This window comes from Microbulbifer aggregans (assembly GCF_020524005.1).
GTDB lineage: Bacteria > Pseudomonadota > Gammaproteobacteria > Pseudomonadales > Cellvibrionaceae > Microbulbifer > Microbulbifer aggregans_A.
On sequence record NZ_JAIVKK010000001.1, the window covers coordinates 394005 to 413630 of the forward strand.

Annotated in this window: 16 protein-coding genes; 6 read left to right on the forward strand and 10 right to left on the reverse strand. The window is 48.8% G+C overall.

Translation table 11 applies throughout. The features are described 5' to 3' along the window. Positions 1-58 precede the first annotated feature (58 nt). The 4 genes from LC093_RS01795 to LC093_RS01810 all read left to right on the forward strand — a co-directional run bounded on the left by LC093_RS01795 (position 59) and on the right by LC093_RS01810 (position 6906). Positions 59-1075, forward strand: a complete 1017-nt coding sequence (locus LC093_RS01795; RefSeq protein ID WP_226661385.1) for a hydrolase — start codon at positions 59-61, stop codon at positions 1073-1075. A 102-nt stretch (positions 1076-1177) separates the two neighbouring features. Then, positions 1178-2521: a TolC family protein gene (locus tag LC093_RS01800; RefSeq protein WP_226661386.1), complete on the forward strand. Its 1344-nt coding sequence runs from the start codon at positions 1178-1180 to the stop codon at positions 2519-2521. Further along, positions 2518-3765: an HlyD family efflux transporter periplasmic adaptor subunit gene (locus LC093_RS01805; protein WP_226661388.1), complete on the forward strand. Its 1248-nt coding sequence runs from the start codon at positions 2518-2520 to the stop codon at positions 3763-3765. The genes LC093_RS01800 and LC093_RS01805 overlap by 4 nt, the downstream gene beginning before the upstream one ends. 9 nt (positions 3766-3774) lie before the next feature. Beyond that, positions 3775-6906 carry an efflux RND transporter permease subunit gene (locus LC093_RS01810; protein ID WP_226661389.1) on the forward strand — a complete coding sequence of 1044 codons (3132 nt, stop codon included), beginning with the start codon at positions 3775-3777 and terminating at the stop codon, positions 6904-6906. A 10-nt stretch (positions 6907-6916) separates the two neighbouring features. Here the strand turns inward: LC093_RS01810 and LC093_RS01815 are convergent, their stop codons facing one another. The 10 genes from LC093_RS01815 to LC093_RS01860 form a co-directional block, all read right to left on the reverse strand. After that, positions 6917-8842, reverse strand: coding sequence for an LTA synthase family protein (locus tag LC093_RS01815; RefSeq protein WP_226661390.1), 1926 nt, complete (start codon positions 8840-8842; stop codon positions 6917-6919). Positions 8843-9010: 168 nt separating this feature from the next. Continuing rightward, positions 9011-9349 (reverse strand): hypothetical protein, encoded by a 339-nt coding sequence (locus LC093_RS01820; RefSeq protein ID WP_226661391.1) that lies wholly within the window; start codon positions 9347-9349, stop codon positions 9011-9013. A 182-nt stretch (positions 9350-9531) separates the two neighbouring features. Continuing rightward, on the reverse strand, positions 9532-11706 hold the full coding sequence (locus LC093_RS01825) for a DUF4303 domain-containing protein (RefSeq protein ID WP_226661393.1): 2175 nt from the start codon (positions 11704-11706) through the stop codon (positions 9532-9534). A 61-nt stretch (positions 11707-11767) separates the two neighbouring features. After that, positions 11768-12877 (reverse strand): hypothetical protein, encoded by a 1110-nt coding sequence (locus LC093_RS01830; RefSeq protein ID WP_226661395.1) that lies wholly within the window; start codon positions 12875-12877, stop codon positions 11768-11770. A gap of 14 nt (positions 12878-12891) precedes the next feature. Further along, positions 12892-13608 carry a Sir2 family NAD-dependent protein deacetylase gene (locus LC093_RS01835; RefSeq protein WP_226661397.1) on the reverse strand — a complete coding sequence of 239 codons (717 nt, stop codon included), beginning with the start codon at positions 13606-13608 and terminating at the stop codon, positions 12892-12894. Between the two features lie 296 nt (positions 13609-13904). Next, positions 13905-14369, reverse strand: a complete 465-nt coding sequence (locus LC093_RS01840) for a hypothetical protein (RefSeq protein ID WP_226661402.1) — start codon at positions 14367-14369, stop codon at positions 13905-13907. 25 nt (positions 14370-14394) lie between these two features. Continuing rightward, a complete protein-coding gene (locus LC093_RS01845; RefSeq protein ID WP_226661404.1) occupies positions 14395-15060 on the reverse strand; it encodes a hypothetical protein in 666 nt (221 codons plus the stop codon). Positions 15061-15268: 208 nt separating this feature from the next. After that, positions 15269-16171, reverse strand: coding sequence for a hypothetical protein (locus LC093_RS01850; protein WP_226661406.1), 903 nt, complete (start codon positions 16169-16171; stop codon positions 15269-15271). Positions 16172-16349: 178 nt separating this feature from the next. Then, complete coding sequence (locus LC093_RS01855) at positions 16350-17324, reverse strand: hypothetical protein (protein WP_226661407.1); 975 nt, start codon at positions 17322-17324, stop codon at positions 16350-16352. 105 nt (positions 17325-17429) lie between these two features. Further along, complete coding sequence (locus LC093_RS01860; protein ID WP_226661409.1) at positions 17430-18326, reverse strand: IS30 family transposase; 897 nt, start codon at positions 18324-18326, stop codon at positions 17430-17432. A 673-nt stretch (positions 18327-18999) separates the two neighbouring features. Between LC093_RS01860 and LC093_RS01865 the strand changes: the two genes are divergently transcribed. Both LC093_RS01865 and LC093_RS01870 read left to right on the forward strand, forming a co-directional pair. Then, entirely contained in the window at positions 19000-19149 is a 150-nt protein-coding gene (locus LC093_RS01865; protein ID WP_226661411.1) for a hypothetical protein, read from the forward strand. 82 nt (positions 19150-19231) lie between these two features. Next, positions 19232-19513 carry a tyrosine-type recombinase/integrase gene (locus LC093_RS01870; protein ID WP_226661413.1) on the forward strand — a complete coding sequence of 94 codons (282 nt, stop codon included), beginning with the start codon at positions 19232-19234 and terminating at the stop codon, positions 19511-19513. The last annotated feature ends 113 nt before the right edge of the window (positions 19514-19626 follow it).

Sequence of the window (19626 nt, forward strand, 5' to 3'; positions counted from 1 at the left end):
TCCCCCTGGTGTGGTTAATCTGGGCGCCCTCAAAGCCGTAGTGAAGTCGCGCCCAATAATGCCCAGTAGCCAATCATTTCCGCAGGAAAGCAGGCAAGTTTTTCGCCCAGCCACCGGGCTTGGCAATTGCCACCTGCAGACCATATTTCCCCGCTACCACCGTCCACGTCCGTGGATCCACACCCAATGCCAATGGCTGCAGACACCGGATGGAGATCGCCTGGCACTACACACGCCGGCCCCCCTGCGTGATGACGCGAGTGCCCCAATTGTACTGGTGCTACACGGTCTGGAAGGGTCGGTAGAATCACCCTATGTACAGGGGATTATGCAGGCACTACTGGCGGCAGGCTTTCAGGTCGCGGTAATGCACTTTCGCGGCTGCGGAGGTGTGCCAAACCTGTTACCGCGTGCCTATCACAGCGGTGACAGTGCCGATCCGCGCTGGCTCGCGGGGCAGTTGCGGGAACGCTTTCCGGCAACACCACTGATGGCGGTTGGCTATTCACTGGGAGGTAATGTCCTCCTGAAGTGGCTTGGCGAGGATGGTGCGCAATCGTTGTTGAGTGCCGCCGTTTCCGTTTCGGCACCACTGGACCTCCACGCCTCCAGCCGCCGGCTACAGCAGGGATTTTCCAAGGTCTATCAACGCCACCTGCTCAGCAGCTTGAAAGAGAGTCTCAGGCGCAAGGCCAAGAATCCGGAACTCGCGAGCAAAATGCCACGGTTGGACGAGGCGAGGTTTTTTTCCAGCTTCCGTAATTTTGATGACCACTTTACCGCGCCTCTGCACGGTTTCAGGGGCGTTGATGACTACTACACACGAGCATCCAGCAAACCATTGCTCAGGCAGATTGAGGTCCCGACGCTGATTATTCATGCTGCCGATGACCCATTTGTTTGTACCAGCGCCATCCCGGAACCGCACGAAATCAGCGCATCAGTCAGCCTGGCGATCAGCAAGCAGGGCGGTCATGTGGGGTTTATTTGCGGAAGCCTCTGGCGTCCCGAATACTGGCTGGAAACGCGAATCCCTCAGTTTTTTCTGGATAAGTACCTCAATCCCCCCGATTGACGAGCGGTTTCGCGACGAGCTGCTAATGTTGGTTCATAACAGCGATAAATCGGATATGGCGGCTGGTAGCGCGCCTGTCCCGAATCTTCGCAGGGAACCCCAGTGCAGCGATCCGTCTTGCTTTTCCATCGACAGAAGCTTTTTGCCCGAACCTCAGTAGCCATTTTGCTCGTGTATGCAGTCGCATTTGCGCAGCCGGTCTCGATGGCTCAGGGACAATCCAATACCTCGCCCCTACGTTATGAGCAGGCCATTCTCTTCAGTCTGCAGCAACACCCCCGTCTGGCCGGGTTCGAATTTCGGCGCCAGGCGGCTGCGGCGCGTACAATCCAGGCCGGGGTAGGCCCACGACCAGAACTTGGCGTGGAAATTGAAGACGTCGCCGGTACCGGCGACTTCAGTGGTACCCAAAGTGCTCAAACCACGGTGGGTGTGAGCTGGCTACTGCAGTGCGATGTGATCGACAAACGGGTACAAGCCGCAAATACAAAAGCTTCGCTGATTGAGACGGAGCAGCAAATTGCCGCCCTGGATGTTGCTGCGGATACTGCCAGATATTTTCTGCAGGCGCTGGCACAGCAGGACCGGTTATCTCTGGCCCTGCGGGCTAAGGAAGAGGCCCGTCACGGTCTGGAAGATATTCGCCGGCAGGTTCAGGCAGGAAAACTTCCCGAGGCGGAAGCTTCCCGTGCCAGGGCGGAACTGGAGCGTCGAAACCTGGCGGCCGAAGACGTCGAACACGAATACACCATCTCGAAGCACCAATTGGCCGCCCAGTGGGGTGTCAGGTCTCCAGGATTTACCACGCTGGAAGGTACGCTCTCCGCACCGGTCGCCAAGCTGGATATCGCCTGGCTGCGACGGCAGGTAACCAATAACCCGGAGCTCGCGATTTTCCTGAATCGCGATCGCATTGCTGCTGCACAAATAGAACTGGCAAAAGCGGAAGCTGGAATACAGTGGCGCATCGACGCCGGTATCCGCCGCCTCGAGGAGCTCAACGATTACAGTCTCGTCGCCGGTGTTGCCATTCCGCTGGGGCGCCGCAACCGAAATAACGCCAGAGTGAACGCTCTAATGGCGGAGCAGAACCAGTACCGGGCGGAACAGAGCGCGCAAACCATCGCGCTGGAAACCCAGGTGTATGCCATGGCGCAGCAAATGGAGCACAGTCGCCATATCTCTGAAGCAATCGCCCAGCGCATTATCCCCAGTCTTCAGCGGGCACTGGCCGATACTCGCGCCGCCTACCAGCAGGGCAAATACAGTTATTACGAACTGGCTGCTGCTGAGCGGGACCTTATCGATGCACGTCTTTCACTACTGGAGGCGCAATACGCCGCACGGTTGTATTGGATTGAAATAGAAAAACTTACCGGCCTTTCCCTCTCGCAACCGCTGGCGGTCCCACCAGTGCCAGCTATACAGCCCGGGTTCAGAAAGTGAAAACGGCTGTATTCACCTGCATCGTGGCTACTCTGCTCATGCTTCTGGGCTTCGTATACAGCCGCGGTGCCGTCGGGATTGCAGACAGCAAAACACCTGGAGGACATGACGCCGCCACGGGGGAGACTGGTCCCCATCAGGGTCGAGTACTGCGCGAGGGCGATTTTGCGGTTGAACTCGCGATTTTTGAATCTGGCGTTTCACCGGAATTCAGGGCCTGGGTTTCAGAGAAGGGTAAGCCGCTGGATCCAAAAGAAATCATCGCCACGGTAACCCTGGACCGGTTGGGGGGCGACAAGGAACAAATCAACTTCGTCCCGAAAGAAGATTATTTACAGGGTAACAAGGTTATTCGTGAACCCCATTCCTTTGTTGTAACCGTGGATATTCGCCATCGCGGCAAGACGTATCACTGGCAATACGAAAGCTTTGAGGGGCGCACACGCATCTCAGCGGAAAATGCCGAGGCTATGGGTATACAAACGGCAATCGCAGGCCCCGCAGTTTTGCGCGAGGCCACAAGCGCTTATGGCCGACTGGTTGTGAACCCCGAACAAATGAGGGAAGTTCGGGCCCGTTTTGACGGCACCGTAGACACGGTAAAAGTGGCTCTGGGCGAGAGAGTGGCGAGAGGGCAGGCGGTAGTTGCGGTAAACAGTAACGAAAATCTCAAGTCTTATACCATCCACTCCCCTATAGATGGTGTCGTCCTGCAACGAAATGCCAATCCGGGCGAGCAAACCGGTGGCCGCAACCTGCTTGTCATCGGCGATGACAATGCGTTATTGGCGGAACTGGAAGTTTTTCCCGCAGCGCGCTCGCGTGTTCGGCCTGGAAACCCGGTATCGCTAACCGTGCGAGGACTGGCAACGAAACTGGACGGCGTGGTACAGCAGGTTGATCCGATTATTCGCCCAAACCAGGCCAGCATCGTGCGGGTCGCGTTACGCCAAACACCCACGCAGCTGGCCGCGGGCGCCTTTCTTTCTGCTGTTATCCAGATCGATGAATATGAGGTGCCTCTCGCAGTAAAGCGGTCTGCACTCCAGTCTTTTAGGGATTTCACCGTGGTTTATGCCAGGTATGGCGACCAGTATGAAGTGCGCATGCTCAAACTCGGGCGTGAAACCGGTGAATGGGTAGAAGTACTCGACGGACTCAAGCCCGGCACGCGCTATGTCACCCAAAACAGCTACATCATCAAGGCCGACATCGAGAAATCCGGTGCCGCCCACGATCACTGAGGGCCACGGATGCTTGGATACCTGATCCGAACCTCAATCCAGAATCGCGTACTGGTGCTGGCGATTGTTGCGCTACTGTGCGGTATCGGGGTCTGGAACTTTACGCGCCTGCCCATTGATGCGGTGCCAGACATCACCAATATCCAGGTAATGATCAATACAGAAGCACCCGGCTTCACGCCGTTGGAGGTTGAGCAGCGGGTAACCTTTCCGGTGGAAAGTGCAATGGCGGGGATGCCGAAACTCGCCTATACACGCTCTCTATCGCGCTATGGCTTGTCCCAGGTCACAGTAATTTTTGAAGACGGCACCGACATATACTTCGCACGCCAGCTAGTGAATGAGCGCCTGACTGCCGCACGCAACAGCCTGCCGCCGGGATTGGAACCGGAGCTCGGGCCTATCTCAACAGGTCTCGGCGAAATTTTCATGTTTACCGTCGATGCCGAGCCGGGGGCGAGAAAACCGGACGGCAGTCCGATCACCACTACAGACCTGCGCACAGTACACGACTGGATTATCCGGCCGCAGCTGCTGCGCGTTCCTGGTGTCGTTGAAGTTAATCCTATTGGCGGCTACAAACGGGAAATTCTCGTTGCCTTGCAACCGGAAAACCTGCTTGCCTTCGGGCTGACCCAGCAAGATGTGATACGTGCAGTGCAAGCAAACAATACGAACCGCGGCGTGGGTTTTATTGATTACAACGGGGCCCAATGGTTGATGCGAGTGCCCGGGCAAGTGGAGACGGTTGGTGCTATTGCAGACTTCCTGGTAACAGATACTGGAGGCGTTCCGGTAAGGCTTGGCGATGTAGCCAGGATTGGCGAGGGGCGGGAGATGCGTACCGGCGCCGCGACGCAAAATGGCCGCGAAGTAGTAATGAGCACTGTGTTCATGTTGATCGGGGAGAACAGCCGCACGGTCGCTCATGCTGTTGGGGAAAAACTGGAAACGATCAAGGCAAGCCTGCCTGCCGGTATTACTGTCACGGCGGTTTACGACCGCACTGCTCTGGTAGACAAGACACTACAGACGGTAAGGAAGAATTTGCTCGAAGGGGCAACGCTGGTCATCGTCATTCTGTTCCTGCTGCTGGGAAATGTGCGCGCAGCCATACTGACAGCCCTGGTTATCCCGATTGCGATGCTGATGACCGTAACCGGTATGGTCCAAACACGGGTCAGCGCAAACCTGATGAGTCTCGGTGCGCTTGATTTTGGTCTGTTGGTGGATGGTGCGATCATCATCGTTGAAAACTGCCTTCGTCGCCTGGGTGAAGCATCTGGAAATGGTGGCGAACTTGGCTTAAAACAGCGGTTGGAAGTCGTCTTTCAATCCACCCGTGAGGTGATCCGACCGGCCATGTTCGGTGTCTTCATCATCACTGCGGTGTATCTGCCGATTTTTGCGCTCACGGGTATTGAGGGAAAGATGTTCCACCCGATGGCAACGACGGTGGTCATGGCCTTGCTATCCGCTATGCTACTTTCCATCACCTTTGTCCCGGCCTGCATTGCTATCCTGTTCCGCAAACCGGTTGTTGAGAAAAAGCATCTGGTACTGGATAAAATGCGCGGTCTTTACCGCCCACTGCTGGAGTTTGCCATCCGGCAACGGCTACTCGTGGTCTCGGTGGCAGTGGTGCTGGCGACACTTTCTGCATACAGTGCCACCAGGTTGGGCAGTGAATTCGTACCTAACCTGGACGAAGGGGATATCGCGATGCACGCACTGCGCATACCCGGCACATCCCTTGAGCAGGCCATCGCGCTGCAGGAAACACTGGAATCCCGGATTAAGGAATTGCCTGAGGTTGAGCGGGTATTTGCCAAGCTTGGCACTGCGGAGGTGGCAACGGATGCAGTGCCGCCAAGCGTCGCCGACAACTTCATCATCATGAAGCCACGTACCGAGTGGCCCGATCCGGATAAGCCCAAAGCCCAACTGGTTGAAGAGCTCGCCGCATTGGTGGAGCCAATTCCCGGTAACCAGTATGAGTTCCTGCAGCCGATCCAGATGCGCTTCAACGAACTTATTGCCGGCGTTCGATCAGAGCTCGCGATCAAGGTATTTGGCGATGACTTTAACCAACTGACCGCGCTTGGAAATCAAATCGAAGCGGCAATCAGGAACGTGAAGGGTATCGCCGATATTCAGGTAGAACAGACCACTGGCCTGCCCATGCTCACAATCAGCCCCGATCGAAAGGCACTTACACAATACGGTCTCGACATCAGTACTGTTCAGGGCCAGCTAGCCACCGCACTGCGCGGTTCAGTCGCCGGCCAGTTTTATGAAGGTGACCGGCGCGTAGATATCGTTGTGCGACTGCCCGAAGTTCTACGCCAGGATCCTTCGGCGCTGGCAAAGCTGCCGGTCCACCGGCGCGGTGGAAACTACGTTCCTCTGGAGGAGGTTGCCGAGCTGAAACTTGTCCGGGGAATCAACCAGGTATTTCGGGAGAATGGAAAGCGGCGTGTGGTAGTCACCGCAAACGTGCGCGGCAGGGATCTCGGTAGTTTCGTTTCTGATGTGCAGCAGACCGTCAGCAGCAAGGTGAAACTGCCTTCCGGATATTGGCTCGAGTACGGCGGCACTTATCAGTCATTGCGCTCCGCCACTCACCGGCTGACTTTGGTGGTACCGTTAACACTGGTACTGATCATGGGATTACTGTTACTCGCCCTGGGTTCCATAAGAGATGCATTGACTATTTTCAGTGGAATTCCTCTGGCACTTACCGGTGGTGTACTGTCATTAATGCTTCGTGATATCCCGTTTTCCATTTCGGCGGCGGTCGGTTTTATCGCGCTCTCCGGTATCGCAATTCTGAATGGCTTGGTAATGGTCGCCTTTTTCCGGGATTTGCGTTACCACGGCTACGACCTCGATAGCGCCATCATCGAAGGGGCCCTGATACGGCTACGCCCCGTGATTACCACCGCCCTGGTGGCCTCTCTCGGCTTTGTGCCCATGGCGCTCAATACCGGGGTTGGATCCGAGGTTCAACGTCCGCTGGCGACGGTAGTCGTTGGCGGTATCATTTCATCCACGATACTGACACTGTTGGTCCTGCCTGCCTTATATCGGCTGCTCCATACGAGCGAAGCAGCACCGGCTACGAATCGTCCTGAAACATAACCCGTGATTCTCAATGGCCGGCAAACGAGACACCATTACCAAGTCCAGCCTCTCCCCTCGTGCTCGCTGTATACCACCCTTTCCGATAGGCGAGACTTGGCCACAGAGCATGGGCGAGGGCACTTTTCATCGCTGTCGGCGAAACAGGCTGTGATGCCAGAGTGCCGTCCTGGATCTCAAACTGACTGGCCGGTTGATCCGGGCGCAACACCACCAGCTGGTTACCCGTGCGGAAGCCGAATCGATCGCCATATTGCATCAGCGCACGATTCGGGTTCTGCCTGGTGAGATCCTGACCCAGCATCGGATGGCTACCGTCAATCCCGAGTAAAGAAAGCAGAGTAGGGGGCAGGTCGACCTGGCTGGCGAGACGCTCATCCCGCTTAGGCACAATACCGGGGCCAATGATCAGCGCCGGGATATGAAAGTGCTCAATGGGGATGACATCAGCCCCGGATACGCGCGAGTCATGATCAGCCACTACTAGGAACAATGTATTGTCCCAGTACTGGGAGCGCCGGGCTTCGGCAAAAAACTGCCCAAGCGCCCAATCCGCATAGCGGACGGCGTTTTCACGGGATTGCGCTTCGCCCTGCACCGCTATACGTCCTTCAGGAAACTCCCAAGGGCTGTGGTTACTGACGCTGAAGGCGAGGGTAAAGGTTGGCTGGTCATCAGCGGAGAGCAGGCGATCCAGCTCGTTGAACATATCTTCATCGCTCGCTCCCCAGGAGCCTACGTATCTCGGATCCTGGAACGCCGGCAAGTCGTGAATTTCCCGGAAACCATTGCCAAGGAAGAACGTTTTCATATTATCGAAATGGGATTCACCACCGTACACGAACCGGCTGTGATATCCGTTCTGCCCAAGAAGGTCCGCGAGCGTGAAAAAGTGACGCTGTGCGCGGGGGAGCTTCAGTACCGCACGGGCCGGTGTCGGGAAAAAGCCGGTCACGAGTGCTTCAAGCCCCCGTACTGAACGGGTACCCGTTGCATACAGTTGCTCGAACCACCATCCTTCGTCCGCCAGAGCATCAAGGTTTGGAGTAAGATTTTCCCCTTCAAGCGCGCCCACATATCGCGCCCCAAGAGACTCCTCCACGATAATTACCAGGTTCATTGGTGACACAGGCTTTTGAACTGGTTGCTGCCGGTGAACGCTCGGGTGTGTCAGATCCTCGGGACTGGCATCAAGCCCCGCTGCTGTCCGCACCAACCGGATCACTTCACTTTCTGCGAGCTTTCCATAGTGCTTACCAGCATCACTCTCATGACGCAGTGAATACAATGCATAGGCGGTGCTATACAGCGAATTCAAAGCCAGCACGTTGACCAGATTGTCATCGCTAAAGGCGACCAGCGCTGGGTTGATAGGTCGGTGTTGCAAGGTGCCACGGGCCGCGAAGAAACAAAGTAAAAAGCAGGCGAGGGTGATTGCCAGTCGTGTGCCAGCATGAGAAATAACGGCCTCTCGCGTATCCACAGGCCTGATAAGGCGGCGGCCGATGAACCAAGCAAACACTGTCAGCAGCAGCACGGTGAAAATGGCTCCAATGTAGCCCTCCAAAAGCATGGAGCCCACCTCCTGCGGGCTCACCAGATACTCAAAAAACAGTCGGTTTGGCCGCGTATCGTACTCCGCGATAAATTCCGGGGTTACCAGCTCCATGAATATGATCAGCAGCCACCAGAACCGATACCACCAGGTAACGACCGTTTGCACACGTCTTGAGTGACCGATCCATGGGGCGACCAACAAAGGTACCGCCACGATTATCGCCAGCAGACTTAAATCAATCCGTAGACCGCCCAACAATAGCTGCCCGAGCGACGACACATCACCAACACGCTCGAAAAACCAGATCCCCAGGCCAAGGCGCCACAGGGTTAGGTTGGTTATCGTGAGAATGAAGAAGCGTGCAGATAGCTGAAACATTGCCTGGCCCGATGCAAAGGCGTGAAGAGCCCCGGCGCTAGCAGTGGTTAAAACTGCTTCTATTGGGGCGCCTCAACGAAAAGTGGAACCAGGAGGCTACTCGGTGAAACTTAAGGGAAACTTAAGTTTCACGAATACGAATGTATGTATGGCGTAGGTTAAATGCGCTTAAAGCGCTTGTCCTTGAGGATTTGCCGACTGGATATCCACCAAGTCGAGAAAAAACGACATGTATTTGTGCATTGCGGAAGTCGCAGCGACATCCTGTAACAGGAGTTTTTCGAACTCAGGATGCACCGCGATCAGCTCAACCATGCTTAAGTGGTAGTTGTTACTGCCTTGCGCCTTCAACGTATCCTGAGCCACAGCAGCCAGATGATCCGCCAACTGCGACTCAGCGCCTTCGTTAACCAGTGAGTCACGCAAAGAAACTCTGAACTCATTACAGTGTTTTGGCGCAATGGATAGACGTTCAATCGCCTGATAAATTTTCTGCCCGATAGTCATTGTTGATCCCCCTTAAAAGAGGCGCGCATGCTACTGAAGCAATGGAGAAATCCAAAGGTGTAATAGGCCTAACAGCAAGAAATCAGCGACAATTTTTCAGTCTGGCGCTAAACGCTTTTCGGTTGACGTGAATAGCATTATTCAAGAAACACTTATCAGCAATTCGTTCTGGGTATATCTCTTCATTGAGAAACTAGATTTTTCGTTAAGTAATTCGGGGTAACCTCAATCATTCGCCAATATTGAACATGCCCGTGGAATTCACTCATATCGAATACAACAAGGCCTTGTTCATGGCCACCTACGGCAACCTCGGGGTAGTGAACACAATCAAATTCGAGGTGTGACTCGTGGAAGCTACTGTTAAGGTGCTCCAACAGTGCCTCCCGAGCAATATGGCTTGCCTGATCATAATCAATACCCTCACAAACCACTGAATGCTCTGAAAGAGACCTGTTGGTACGGATCGTATTTGCAACCATTCCAAAGACTTGAGCGACGGCTTTTCCATCGTCAACAAAGAACCCAACAGGAAATCTTACACTTGGAGGCTTGCTTCCAATGAGCCAAGATTCCCTTACCCCTTCTTTTACTAAGTTACTTTTAAATGCCGGAGTGTAGCCATCTTGCCGATTCTGAAAGAATTGGATACGCGATTGAGAGCCACGACTAACCTCCATGTAGATCGTAAAGCTCCTATCTGGATAAACTTCCGACAATAGCTGCCTAAGCTTAAATGAAAACTTACGACCTATTTCAGGTAGAAAATCATCTTTTTTAAATTCTGCACCGATAAAATGTCCATAAAGTTTTTCAATTTCATCGTAAAAAGGTGATTTTTTAAGCAGTCGCATCAAGTCAAAAATGTTGTGACTTGCTTCAGATCGAGAACTAGCATCGAGAAAAGCGTTTTCATCAACACCTTTTAAGTAGATTCCGCCATTATGTTCTACAAATTCTGGATTGAATTCATCTACAACAGGGTCAAAGTCTGAAATGTCGAAAGAGGGTACCGATGGATTTCCTGCCTCTTTCATTGCGTTTTGAGTTTGCAGCTCATAATCAATTTCAGATAAACGCTCACCTTCTACCATCTCTTGCTTAACTTTGCATGCAACAGATTCATCATGAATTCTAGCGATATCTTCAACTGGGTCGTCACTGGTATCGCCAGCCGTTATCCAAACCACGCAATCGGTCTTTTGGATATACTCTGCTATGTCAGGCAGTCGGCTAATTTCTCTTAGCTGCTCTACGAGCATATCATGGATTTTTTTAGAGATTTCTCGGCTCAGTTCGTACGCACAGTCTGAATAAGGTTCAATATTTAAGTATTTAAGCGCGTGGTCGCTAGCCTCGTCCGCGGCCTTTGATAGCTCTGACAAGATTTGCTCTGTTTTTTTTAAGTCACTTTCATGGTCACCGTGGTAAGGAGAGTCGCACGGGCTCCAGCGCAACAGCATCCGATTCTCATCGAAGCTGATCTGAGAGTGCCTGCTGTATAATTTCGCTACGTGATTCAGTCCATTTTCAGAATTAAACCCGGGAAACAGATAAGATGTGCAGTCACCATTGTGATATAAATATAAGGAATAAATACTTTCACCACCGTATTCCGTTAATATTTTCTTGAACGCAGAACTGGCCTCTTGTTTGACAGAACTAGCAAGAGCCCCTAAAAGGGTGTTGATATTTTCCTGGGTTTTGCAATCTAAACTTGAAAATACACTACCGTCGCCAAGCTCGATAGATATCTGCGATAGCGAATCCCCAGATATTTCTGCCATGCACTCCAAAATACGATTTTTATCGCCATTACCGGAACAGTATGAGATGCCAATAGGCTTGATGGGGTTATTTTCTAACCTTGGATACAGCACTTGATGTTGATCGGAAAGATTTTTTACATATACTTCCTTTATCTTCAAATCCAAATCATTACTTAATGCATATATTGAGTGGAATTCTTTTCCATCTTTTTCAAGGGCATCGTCGAAGAGGCTTTCTTGGCGCTCATAAATACATTTGGCTATCGCCGTTGTTTGACTGAAAGAAATCTCGCTATCTGTTCCAAATGATTCAAGTCTCCAAAGCATAAAATTTTTAAGTTGATCTGAGTTAGCACCACACTTCCCCGACATTTCATTCGAAATTTGATCCAACTTAGCTCTTGTCTGAAATCGCAATGCAATCTCGTTTCCACTGCTATCTAGTATTATTCCGTACAGCCCGCTTTCTATATATTTCTCATAAATTAAGTCTATGTTTCTAGTGAGCTCTTGTTGAAATACGTTATCGAGCTTTACAAGCAGCTGTTGAAAACTGTCAGCAATCTCTGAGTGCGCCATATCAGACATATTTAATCCGTTAACTGAAATATCTAAAGGGGTAATATCGGGGGTACGCTAGAGTCTACTTCTAAGGGTGGCTGCGCCATCTGTTAATCGTGATTAACCCCTGGCATCCGAATGCAATAAGTGCTTTCTCCTCTGGAACGTAAAGATCACAAAACACACCTTCCTTTTTGTACAGCAAGGATCCATCGTCAATGCTCCAAATTGTTATTCCTGCCGGCTCCTTCTCTTCGTGATATAAACCTGAAAACAAATATTTATCGAAAAAGAAAATATCACTGGTGGGGCCTGAGATGGACAGCAATAGCTCTTCAGATTCTACATCGAAAACTGCAGCAGTATTCGTGGGAGCGTCGCCAAACTGACCATCATCCACTCCCCAAATACAAATTTTTTGATCATTTATCCAGCAAAAAGGGGAGTCCCAAAAGTAGTCCCAAATAGCATAACTACGCATATTGGGGCTTGAGTCAGTTTCCCAAAGGTCGCCATTAAGCCAAGATTTGAGGTCGTAACTCAATGCAACACCAATTGGGTGCCAAACCCAGCCAATAGTTGCAAGGCGAGTTTGACTTGGAGAGGCTTTTAAAACACCCGACCACTCCTTAAATACATAATCGTTATCCTCGTTCTCGCGTGGACTTTCAGTTAAATCTCGCCCGGTAATAATCTCTCCTGTTTCGAGATCTGTAATATCCAGGCGGTTCCAGTCAGTCGCGTGAACCAAGTGTGTCTTTGAGTTATGTGCAATAAAACAGACGGGCAGGGGGGTTAACTCGGTATGATATTCGCCCGCAGATAACGAAAGTATTTCTTTGCTATCGCCAATCCTAACAACAACACCCCTGCAAATTGCCGAGTGTTCATGTGATTGCTGTCGTCGACAAGTTACCGCGAGAAATCGACCGTCCTGACTGCAATATAGTTGAAATTCTGAGTTGACGGGGAATTCATCCCCATTCAATTCTTTGACAAGGCTCAAATCACCCGTATACAGGTCAAGGCATATTAACTCAGAGCGATCTGTCAATATAAAAATATTTTTTGGGTCAGTTGTACACGATGCAGCAGCTAAAACTCTCATTCCTTCAAAGTAAGGAACTTGCAGGCGCTGCTCTTCAAATGAAAATATCAACTGATCCAAATGTTTATCATTTGCCATATTTTTCTGCATCCTAAACATCCTGTTTAAGAACTGCTGTTACATTTTTCGCACCATTCTTGGCAAACGCCCGGAACAAGATTTGTCGCCCGGCCTCTCAATAGAGTGAAACCAAAGGGTACACGCTCAATATCCATAGTGACGATAATTTTCTTTGCATGATAGCGCGCTTTTTTTAATAACGAAGCGGCGGGCTGGACTGTTAATGAGGTTCCAACAACTAATACATAGGCCGCTTCACCTAGGTGTTTTTTTGCGCTATCAATGTGGAAGGGCGTCTCGCTAAACCAGACGACGTGCGGACGTAATTGACTTCCTGATTCACATTGGTCGCCCAAGTCAATGGGTTTTTCACCTATATCATAAATACGACTGACATCGTCTACACCACGAGCTTTATTTAGCTCACCGTGGAGATGAATAACATGCGTAGAACCCGCACGCTCGTGTAGGTTGTCGATATTCTGCGTAATAACAACAACGTCAAAATATCTTTCTAATTCTGCAATCGCCAGGTGCGCCGCGTTTGGCTCAACTAGAGACGAATCCTTTCGAAGCTGATTGTAAAATGAGAGTACAAACTCCGGATCGTGCTCCCATCCGCTTTTGCTTGCGACTAGCTCAACCGGGACATTTTCCCACAATCCGTCATTATCTCTAAAAGTTTTCAGGCCACTTTCAGCACTAATTCCTGCACCAGTAAAGACAACAATTTTATTTGTATTGATTGGTTTCTTTTCCATATTAAATCGCCAACATTCCATGTGGTGAGATTTAGATCTAGCTTTTATGGCGGGCTGTTTTCCCGGATCTGTATACAGTCAAAGAGTGTGTATATCCGAAAACATTGATTACGAAACTTATGCTTGAGACTGCGATAGGATGTCTTTAGGGAGGGCGACTGCATTTTTCAAAAGAAAGGTCACATCTGCGATATCAGGAAAATCATCATAACCGAGATACCTTGGAATGACGAATACCCAACACCCAATTTAACATAATCTATATTATGCGCACTTAAGGCAGGAGGGGCCGGCTGTCAAGGTCGGATCTGTAGCCTCACCGTCTGATACCAGTCACCCGCAGCAGTGCCGACCCAGTTCTCCATATCGAGGCCCAAATAACCAACAGCTGCAGCGTCTGTAGAAATAGTGTCATCTATTGACGGTATTGCCCCGCCGTCCACTATCGTTGTAATTACATCTATCGCTAGTCTATCCGACGCATCCTGAAATTCGGCATCACCAATTTTAGGGAGCCCTTCTTCTTCTCTTTTGTCATTCGCTGCCCAGACTCTCGTTCCGCGCACCAAACATTTGTAAAAGGACCACTCGCCATTTCTAGGCCTATTAATGTGAGCCGCCGCCCTTAGCCAATTAGGTGTACGAGAATCGCCACCTTTACTGTCATTGATGTCTGCCAGAAATTCATATGCTTCTGGATAATTCTCAGAATCCAGTATTCCTTGCAATGTTTGTAGCTGGGTAGATGTTAGTTCCGTCAACTCGTGATCCTCTAATGTAAAAGCTTTACCTATAAAAACCGTCTAAAAATTCTTTTGATATTAAAAAGTATTGAATCGAAGATCTGTTGCCCGCGAGATATTTAATTTGGTATTCCGCACAGATCTGGGCCGGCGCGACAGACAAAAAATCGTCAATACTAGGAAGCATTTTTTCAGAATTTCCTGGATAAAGGTTTTTGTATAGAGCAACATCCTTTCCATCCTGACTAATCAAATCATAGTATTGCTTGTTCCTTCCCACCCCTTTGAATCGAGCTATCAGAATTATGTAACCCCTACCACTTGAACTATCAAAATGATATTTTCTAGGTTCCTCTTCTAAATACCTATCAGAGTTTCTTAAGAAATTAATCTTTCTCGATAGGCAACTGCCTTCTATAGAGCTGTTTTCGTTGTACGTAAAAAATACCTTTACAGAAAATAACTCCCCAGAGTATCCGGAAACATCTCTAGAATCGAATTCTATGCTCGACCTCCAAATATTGGGGTCCGGCTCAGAGCGCTCTGGTCCGTAGGAAATATACTTTTTTGGAATCTCTCCCAGCATAGAACTGTAAACGGAATTGGCATTTTTGCTCTCGCCAGCCGAGTCGGAATTGGCCCACACCCAAAAGAAAAGAAGAGCGCAAGTGGCCAATAAGGCAGCAACAATAGGTTTATAAAAACTCATGATTTAGCATGCCCCATAAATAAGTATAATTTTCAAGTGTCATTAGAAGCTGCTCGATATGCATCTTTTTTAAGGGCTTTGAAAAATTATCGCACTCACTAAGCATGAATTTCGATCAAGATAATGTAGGCGAGTTATAAGATTTCCATCACAAAATGTCTTATTGCGATTATTAGACCAGTTCACCGAAATCATTTTTTTGCTTCATCTAGTTTAAAAATTCACTTTTGATAGGTCGGTCTATCTTATAAAAGGAGGGATCTACATATTCACCTGCTTCTAGAATTGACTCAACTTCTATAAGCTTATGGCTTTTCGACTCATAACAGGCACCAAAAAATTCAATAATCAGTTTGGCATAGTTTTCTTTAGACTTATCGATGAGATCATCGATATCTGGAAAGCTGGAATCTGCCCAACCTGCGTTAGGAGAATTAGAAAATAACCAAACTAAATCTGATGGTATACCGCTATCAGTCTTAAATAGCTTATCTCTAGATTTCTCCAACCTGAGAATCGAGTTAAATTTATCGATATACCGACTGAAATCATCATAAAATTCTATTCTCTTAAGTTCATTATCCTTTTGTCCACCATGCAAAATAAATTGATCATAGATTATTTGCCTCTCGCTCCAATTTATGACGACATGAGCTCTCTTCATGCCACCATCAATAAAGATAACCATGTCAATCCATGGCGTATTCATTTTACATAAATAGTTTATATCTTTTGGAAGGTTTGGTGGTGGCGAACTTAAAAAACCATCAATAGATAATTTTGAATACTGCTTGTCCAAATCAATTTCATGTCGCCACTTCTGTGAACTAGAAATTTTTTTCCTGGCATCCAAACTACGCATAACGGTTAGTGGATGAACTATAAAAGCAAGTGTTACATCGGGTGTATCGCCCTTCAAATGACAGGTCGAAAAATTGTACTTGCTTTCAAGCATGGCTAGAATTTTTCCTACAACTATATGCTCAACCTGACGCTTACTAGAAAAAACCTTTTCCAAATATAAGCGTCCAATCATCTTATCAAGTAGCTGATCTTCATATACACCTGCAACGATTGACCTTCCTTCACAGGAACGCAACTCATTTGACACGGAGTACGACGGGAAAAAAATCCAAATCAATAAGAGAAAAACACAAATGCAATTCATCAACTTCAAATTTCACCTTCCGTTACTTCCCAAATTAACCACCCACCCATGGAACCCTAAAAATCATGTACTATTATTATGATTGAGAATTTTGACTATTCTTGGACATAAACACTCGACATCAATTTATTTCATTTCGGAAATTTTTTAATATTGGCCTTTCAATCTTATACCCACTTAGATCCACATAATCACCGGAATCAATGATGGATCTAATTTTAATTTCCCTATAATCTATTCTCCGATAGCAGACATCAAACAAATTACCAATTAATGTCGAATAGACATCCTGAGCGTGATCAACCACCATGCCGATATCTGGAAATGTTGAATCGTGAGCACTGACGTTTGGAGAGCTTGCAAATAGCCACACCAAATCTGGTGGTATGTGCTCTACTTTATCAAGGTATTCCTCCAAGTCCTTCGAATGAAACCATGCATCACGGTAATCATTAAAATGAAAACGATACGTGTCGGAAAATATGGGTTTGAAGGAGCCCCTTTGATCTACGCTATTTTTGGACAGAAGGTACTGATCATAAATATGCTGCCGTGTACTCCAGTTTATAACTGCATTAACGTTTTTAATATTTCCATCAAAATAGACACCCATTTTCATCCATGGAGTGTCTATACGGCACAGATAATTTATACTTTCGGAAAGTGTTACCTCGGGTGGAGCAAGGAGGTCATCCTGTGATAAATCGCGAAAATCGCGTAGAAATGCATTTCTATAAGTACGTACACCATGCTCAGAAACTGAATTCCTAGAGGATTTGGATCTCCACAGAAGAAATGGGTGATTAATAAAAGAAATTTCAACTACTGGATGTTCTCCACCCTTTAAATGGCAAGACTCGAAGCCATAATTATCCGTTAAATTGGCAACCATCTTGGAAACGAACTGTGCATAGCTATCATCTCTTGTGTAGGGTTTGTGCAAATAAAGAGAACCTAACATTCGATCAACTTGGTGATCCTCATATATACCGACCACCAGAGAGTGATCTCCACAGGCCTTCAACTCACCAGCTACTGAGCATACAGATATACCTGCAGGTATTAATAAAGCCGCGAGCCAAACGCATTTCCTCATGACACCACCCTTAATCATTCACTAATGAATTATCGTTCCCTGAATTCAACTAATAAGTGCAACGGTTTGGCCGAACTGAACCTCGTAAGGTGTTTTCCACCCGAGTCATTTTTTTGGCTTTAGATTGATGCTCATCTGTAGCCGTCGAATGTCTTCGTCGCTGACTTTGCTGAAGTCGGTCCCCTTCGGATATTTTCGGCGTATCAAGCCGTTTAAATTTTCGTTACTGCCGCGATCACAGGAGCGGTACGGCCTTGCAAAATATACCTGTATGCCCGTAGATTCCGTAAGGGCTTGATGCGCAGCAAACTCTTTTCCGTTGTCCACGGTCAACGTTTTACTTCCAGCTGCAGCCAGTATTTCACGTAGAGCCTCAGTCACTGCTTCTGCACCCCGGTCAGCGACTTTCTTTATCCAGAAGTATCGGCTATGCCTGTCGTTAACTGTTACCAGGCACTCACCGGGACCGTGCACGGTATCGCCCTCTAGGTGCCCAAGCTCTGAACGCTCATCTGCTTCCTTTGGGCGCTCACTCATAGGGACCCTACCTTTGATTTGGCCGCGTCTGTCCTTACTGCCGAACCGGCGTTTATAGGGCCTTGGCGCCCGGCACAGGCTCTCGAACAGCGCACCTCCATTCCGCTTATCTTCAGCGATGTACCGGTAGAGGCTTTCATGGCTGATTATTTTCTTGCCTCGCTCCTTTTCCAGCCGTCCGCTGATAGCTTCTGGCGAGAATCCAAATGCCATGTAGGTTTCGAGTATCGCAAGAATCTCAACGCTTCTCTTGCATCCCTTCTTCGCAGTCTTACGACGATGCACCGAGGCGGTCTGAGCCTTTCCACCGCAATAGTCTTCTTCACTGCTGTTTCTCGAAAGCTCCCGGCTGATTGTCGACTTGTTTCGCCCCAGGCGTCTGCCGATCTCACTCATCGAATAGCCTTGTTCTCGTAGCGCTTGAATATGGTATCGTTCACTCGGCGCCAGTTGTTGGTACTGCATTTTGCTTGAATCCTTGGGTCAGAGCTTGGATTCTACCAGTAGCTGGCGCCCTCCTTCTTGCTCTACGTCCTACGGCTCAAACGTTGCGATTATTATGTGAATTCAGGAGATAAAAACGGCCAACACCCAGACGACTCGCTTCATATGTTCACCCAGACATCACAATGTTCTTTTTCTGCGCTATCATATATATCAAAATATTCCATCCCTATTTTTCCTTAATAGTAAATATTTTATTAATAATATTGACGTCGAATACCAATACATTATTACAACTGAAGCTTGACTCATGCATGCCGCCTGTTGGGAAGTCCCCGCCCCTCCGGGAAAACGTGATCTTCTTTCCCAGCTCCTGACCATCTAGCTTCCTAAACACCGTATATTCTGTACGTCGAACATATGGGTTCGAAGCATGTATCTCAACTGTGTTACTCCGCCAAGCGTATTCATGCTTCTCTTTTGAAGTGTCTGCTGGCATAACACGAATAGCCCCATTTTTTCCCTCATTCCTAAGATATTCAGGCATTGATAACTCTACTCATTCGAATATCACTGTGCCTCCATCGTCGGTATTGCACCATCCCTTCTGTAAATTCGCTTGCACATGGTTTAGGAGTAGGCCACGGTTAGACTGAATGTCGCCAAACAAAGTCAGTCCTAAAAGGAAATAACCGTGACCTGCGACAATGAGAAAAACGCAATTACCTATATGGCTGATATCCTGTCTGATCGGAGATTTGATGGCCTGTCATCAGCCGTTGAGGTGCTGGTCAACGAGCTGATGTTGATAGAGCGAGAGCAGTACCTAGGGGCCGCTGCCTAAGAGCGCTTATAGAGACCCAAGTCCGTTACCGGCTTCAAGAGAGAATCACCCCATCGTAGAGAAAATTCGGGAACAATGCGGCATGACATCCCGCCAGCTTATTCGGGTGGTTCAGCAAGTTTTCGATCATGCCTACGACGAAATGCGTCAGGCCGAGGGTGAAGATAGCGCGCATAAGCTAAAAGAAGTATCTACACATTGGCTCAGACATACAGGAGCGAGCATGGAAATTGAGCGCGGCCGCGCCCTAAAGGACTTATCTGAGGACTTGGGGCACTTCAGTATGGCCACAACCGATACTGTTTATGTCCACACAGAAAGCAAAGTTCGGGCTAAAAGTGGGAAGCAACGCGGTGTGAAGTGATGCTGAACCCTGCTCTCGCCACTACAAGAATTGAATATAATTCCTTAATCATTCAATCGCTTAGATGGCTCAGTGGAAGAAAATGAGCGCACGGATCCCCTTTGCAGTTTTGC

What these genes read in the sequence shown, in the direction of transcription:
- LC093_RS01795 (WP_226661385.1), top strand. Translation starts at nt 59, where the DNA reads ATGCCCAGTAGCCAATCATTTCCGCAGGAAAGCAGGCAAGTTTTTCGC.
- LC093_RS01810 (WP_226661389.1), top strand. Translation starts at nt 3,775, where the DNA reads ATGCTTGGATACCTGATCCGAACCTCAATCCAGAATCGCGTACTGGTG.
- LC093_RS01815 (WP_226661390.1), bottom strand. Translation starts at nt 8,842, where the DNA reads ATGTTTCAGCTATCTGCACGCTTCTTCATTCTCACGATAACCAACCTA.
- LC093_RS01820 (WP_226661391.1), bottom strand. Translation starts at nt 9,349, where the DNA reads ATGACTATCGGGCAGAAAATTTATCAGGCGATTGAACGTCTATCCATT.
- LC093_RS01825 (WP_226661393.1), bottom strand. Translation starts at nt 11,706, where the DNA reads ATGTCTGATATGGCGCACTCAGAGATTGCTGACAGTTTTCAACAGCTG.
- LC093_RS01830 (WP_226661395.1), bottom strand. Translation starts at nt 12,877, where the DNA reads ATGCAGAAAAATATGGCAAATGATAAACATTTGGATCAGTTGATATTT.
- LC093_RS01835 (WP_226661397.1), bottom strand. Translation starts at nt 13,608, where the DNA reads ATGGAAAAGAAACCAATCAATACAAATAAAATTGTTGTCTTTACTGGT.
- LC093_RS01845 (WP_226661404.1), bottom strand. Translation starts at nt 15,060, where the DNA reads ATGAGTTTTTATAAACCTATTGTTGCTGCCTTATTGGCCACTTGCGCT.
- LC093_RS01855 (WP_226661407.1), bottom strand. Translation starts at nt 17,324, where the DNA reads ATGAGGAAATGCGTTTGGCTCGCGGCTTTATTAATACCTGCAGGTATA.
- LC093_RS01860 (WP_226661409.1), bottom strand. Translation starts at nt 18,326, where the DNA reads ATGCAGTACCAACAACTGGCGCCGAGTGAACGATACCATATTCAAGCG.
- LC093_RS01870 (WP_226661413.1), top strand. Translation starts at nt 19,232, where the DNA reads ATGACATCCCGCCAGCTTATTCGGGTGGTTCAGCAAGTTTTCGATCAT.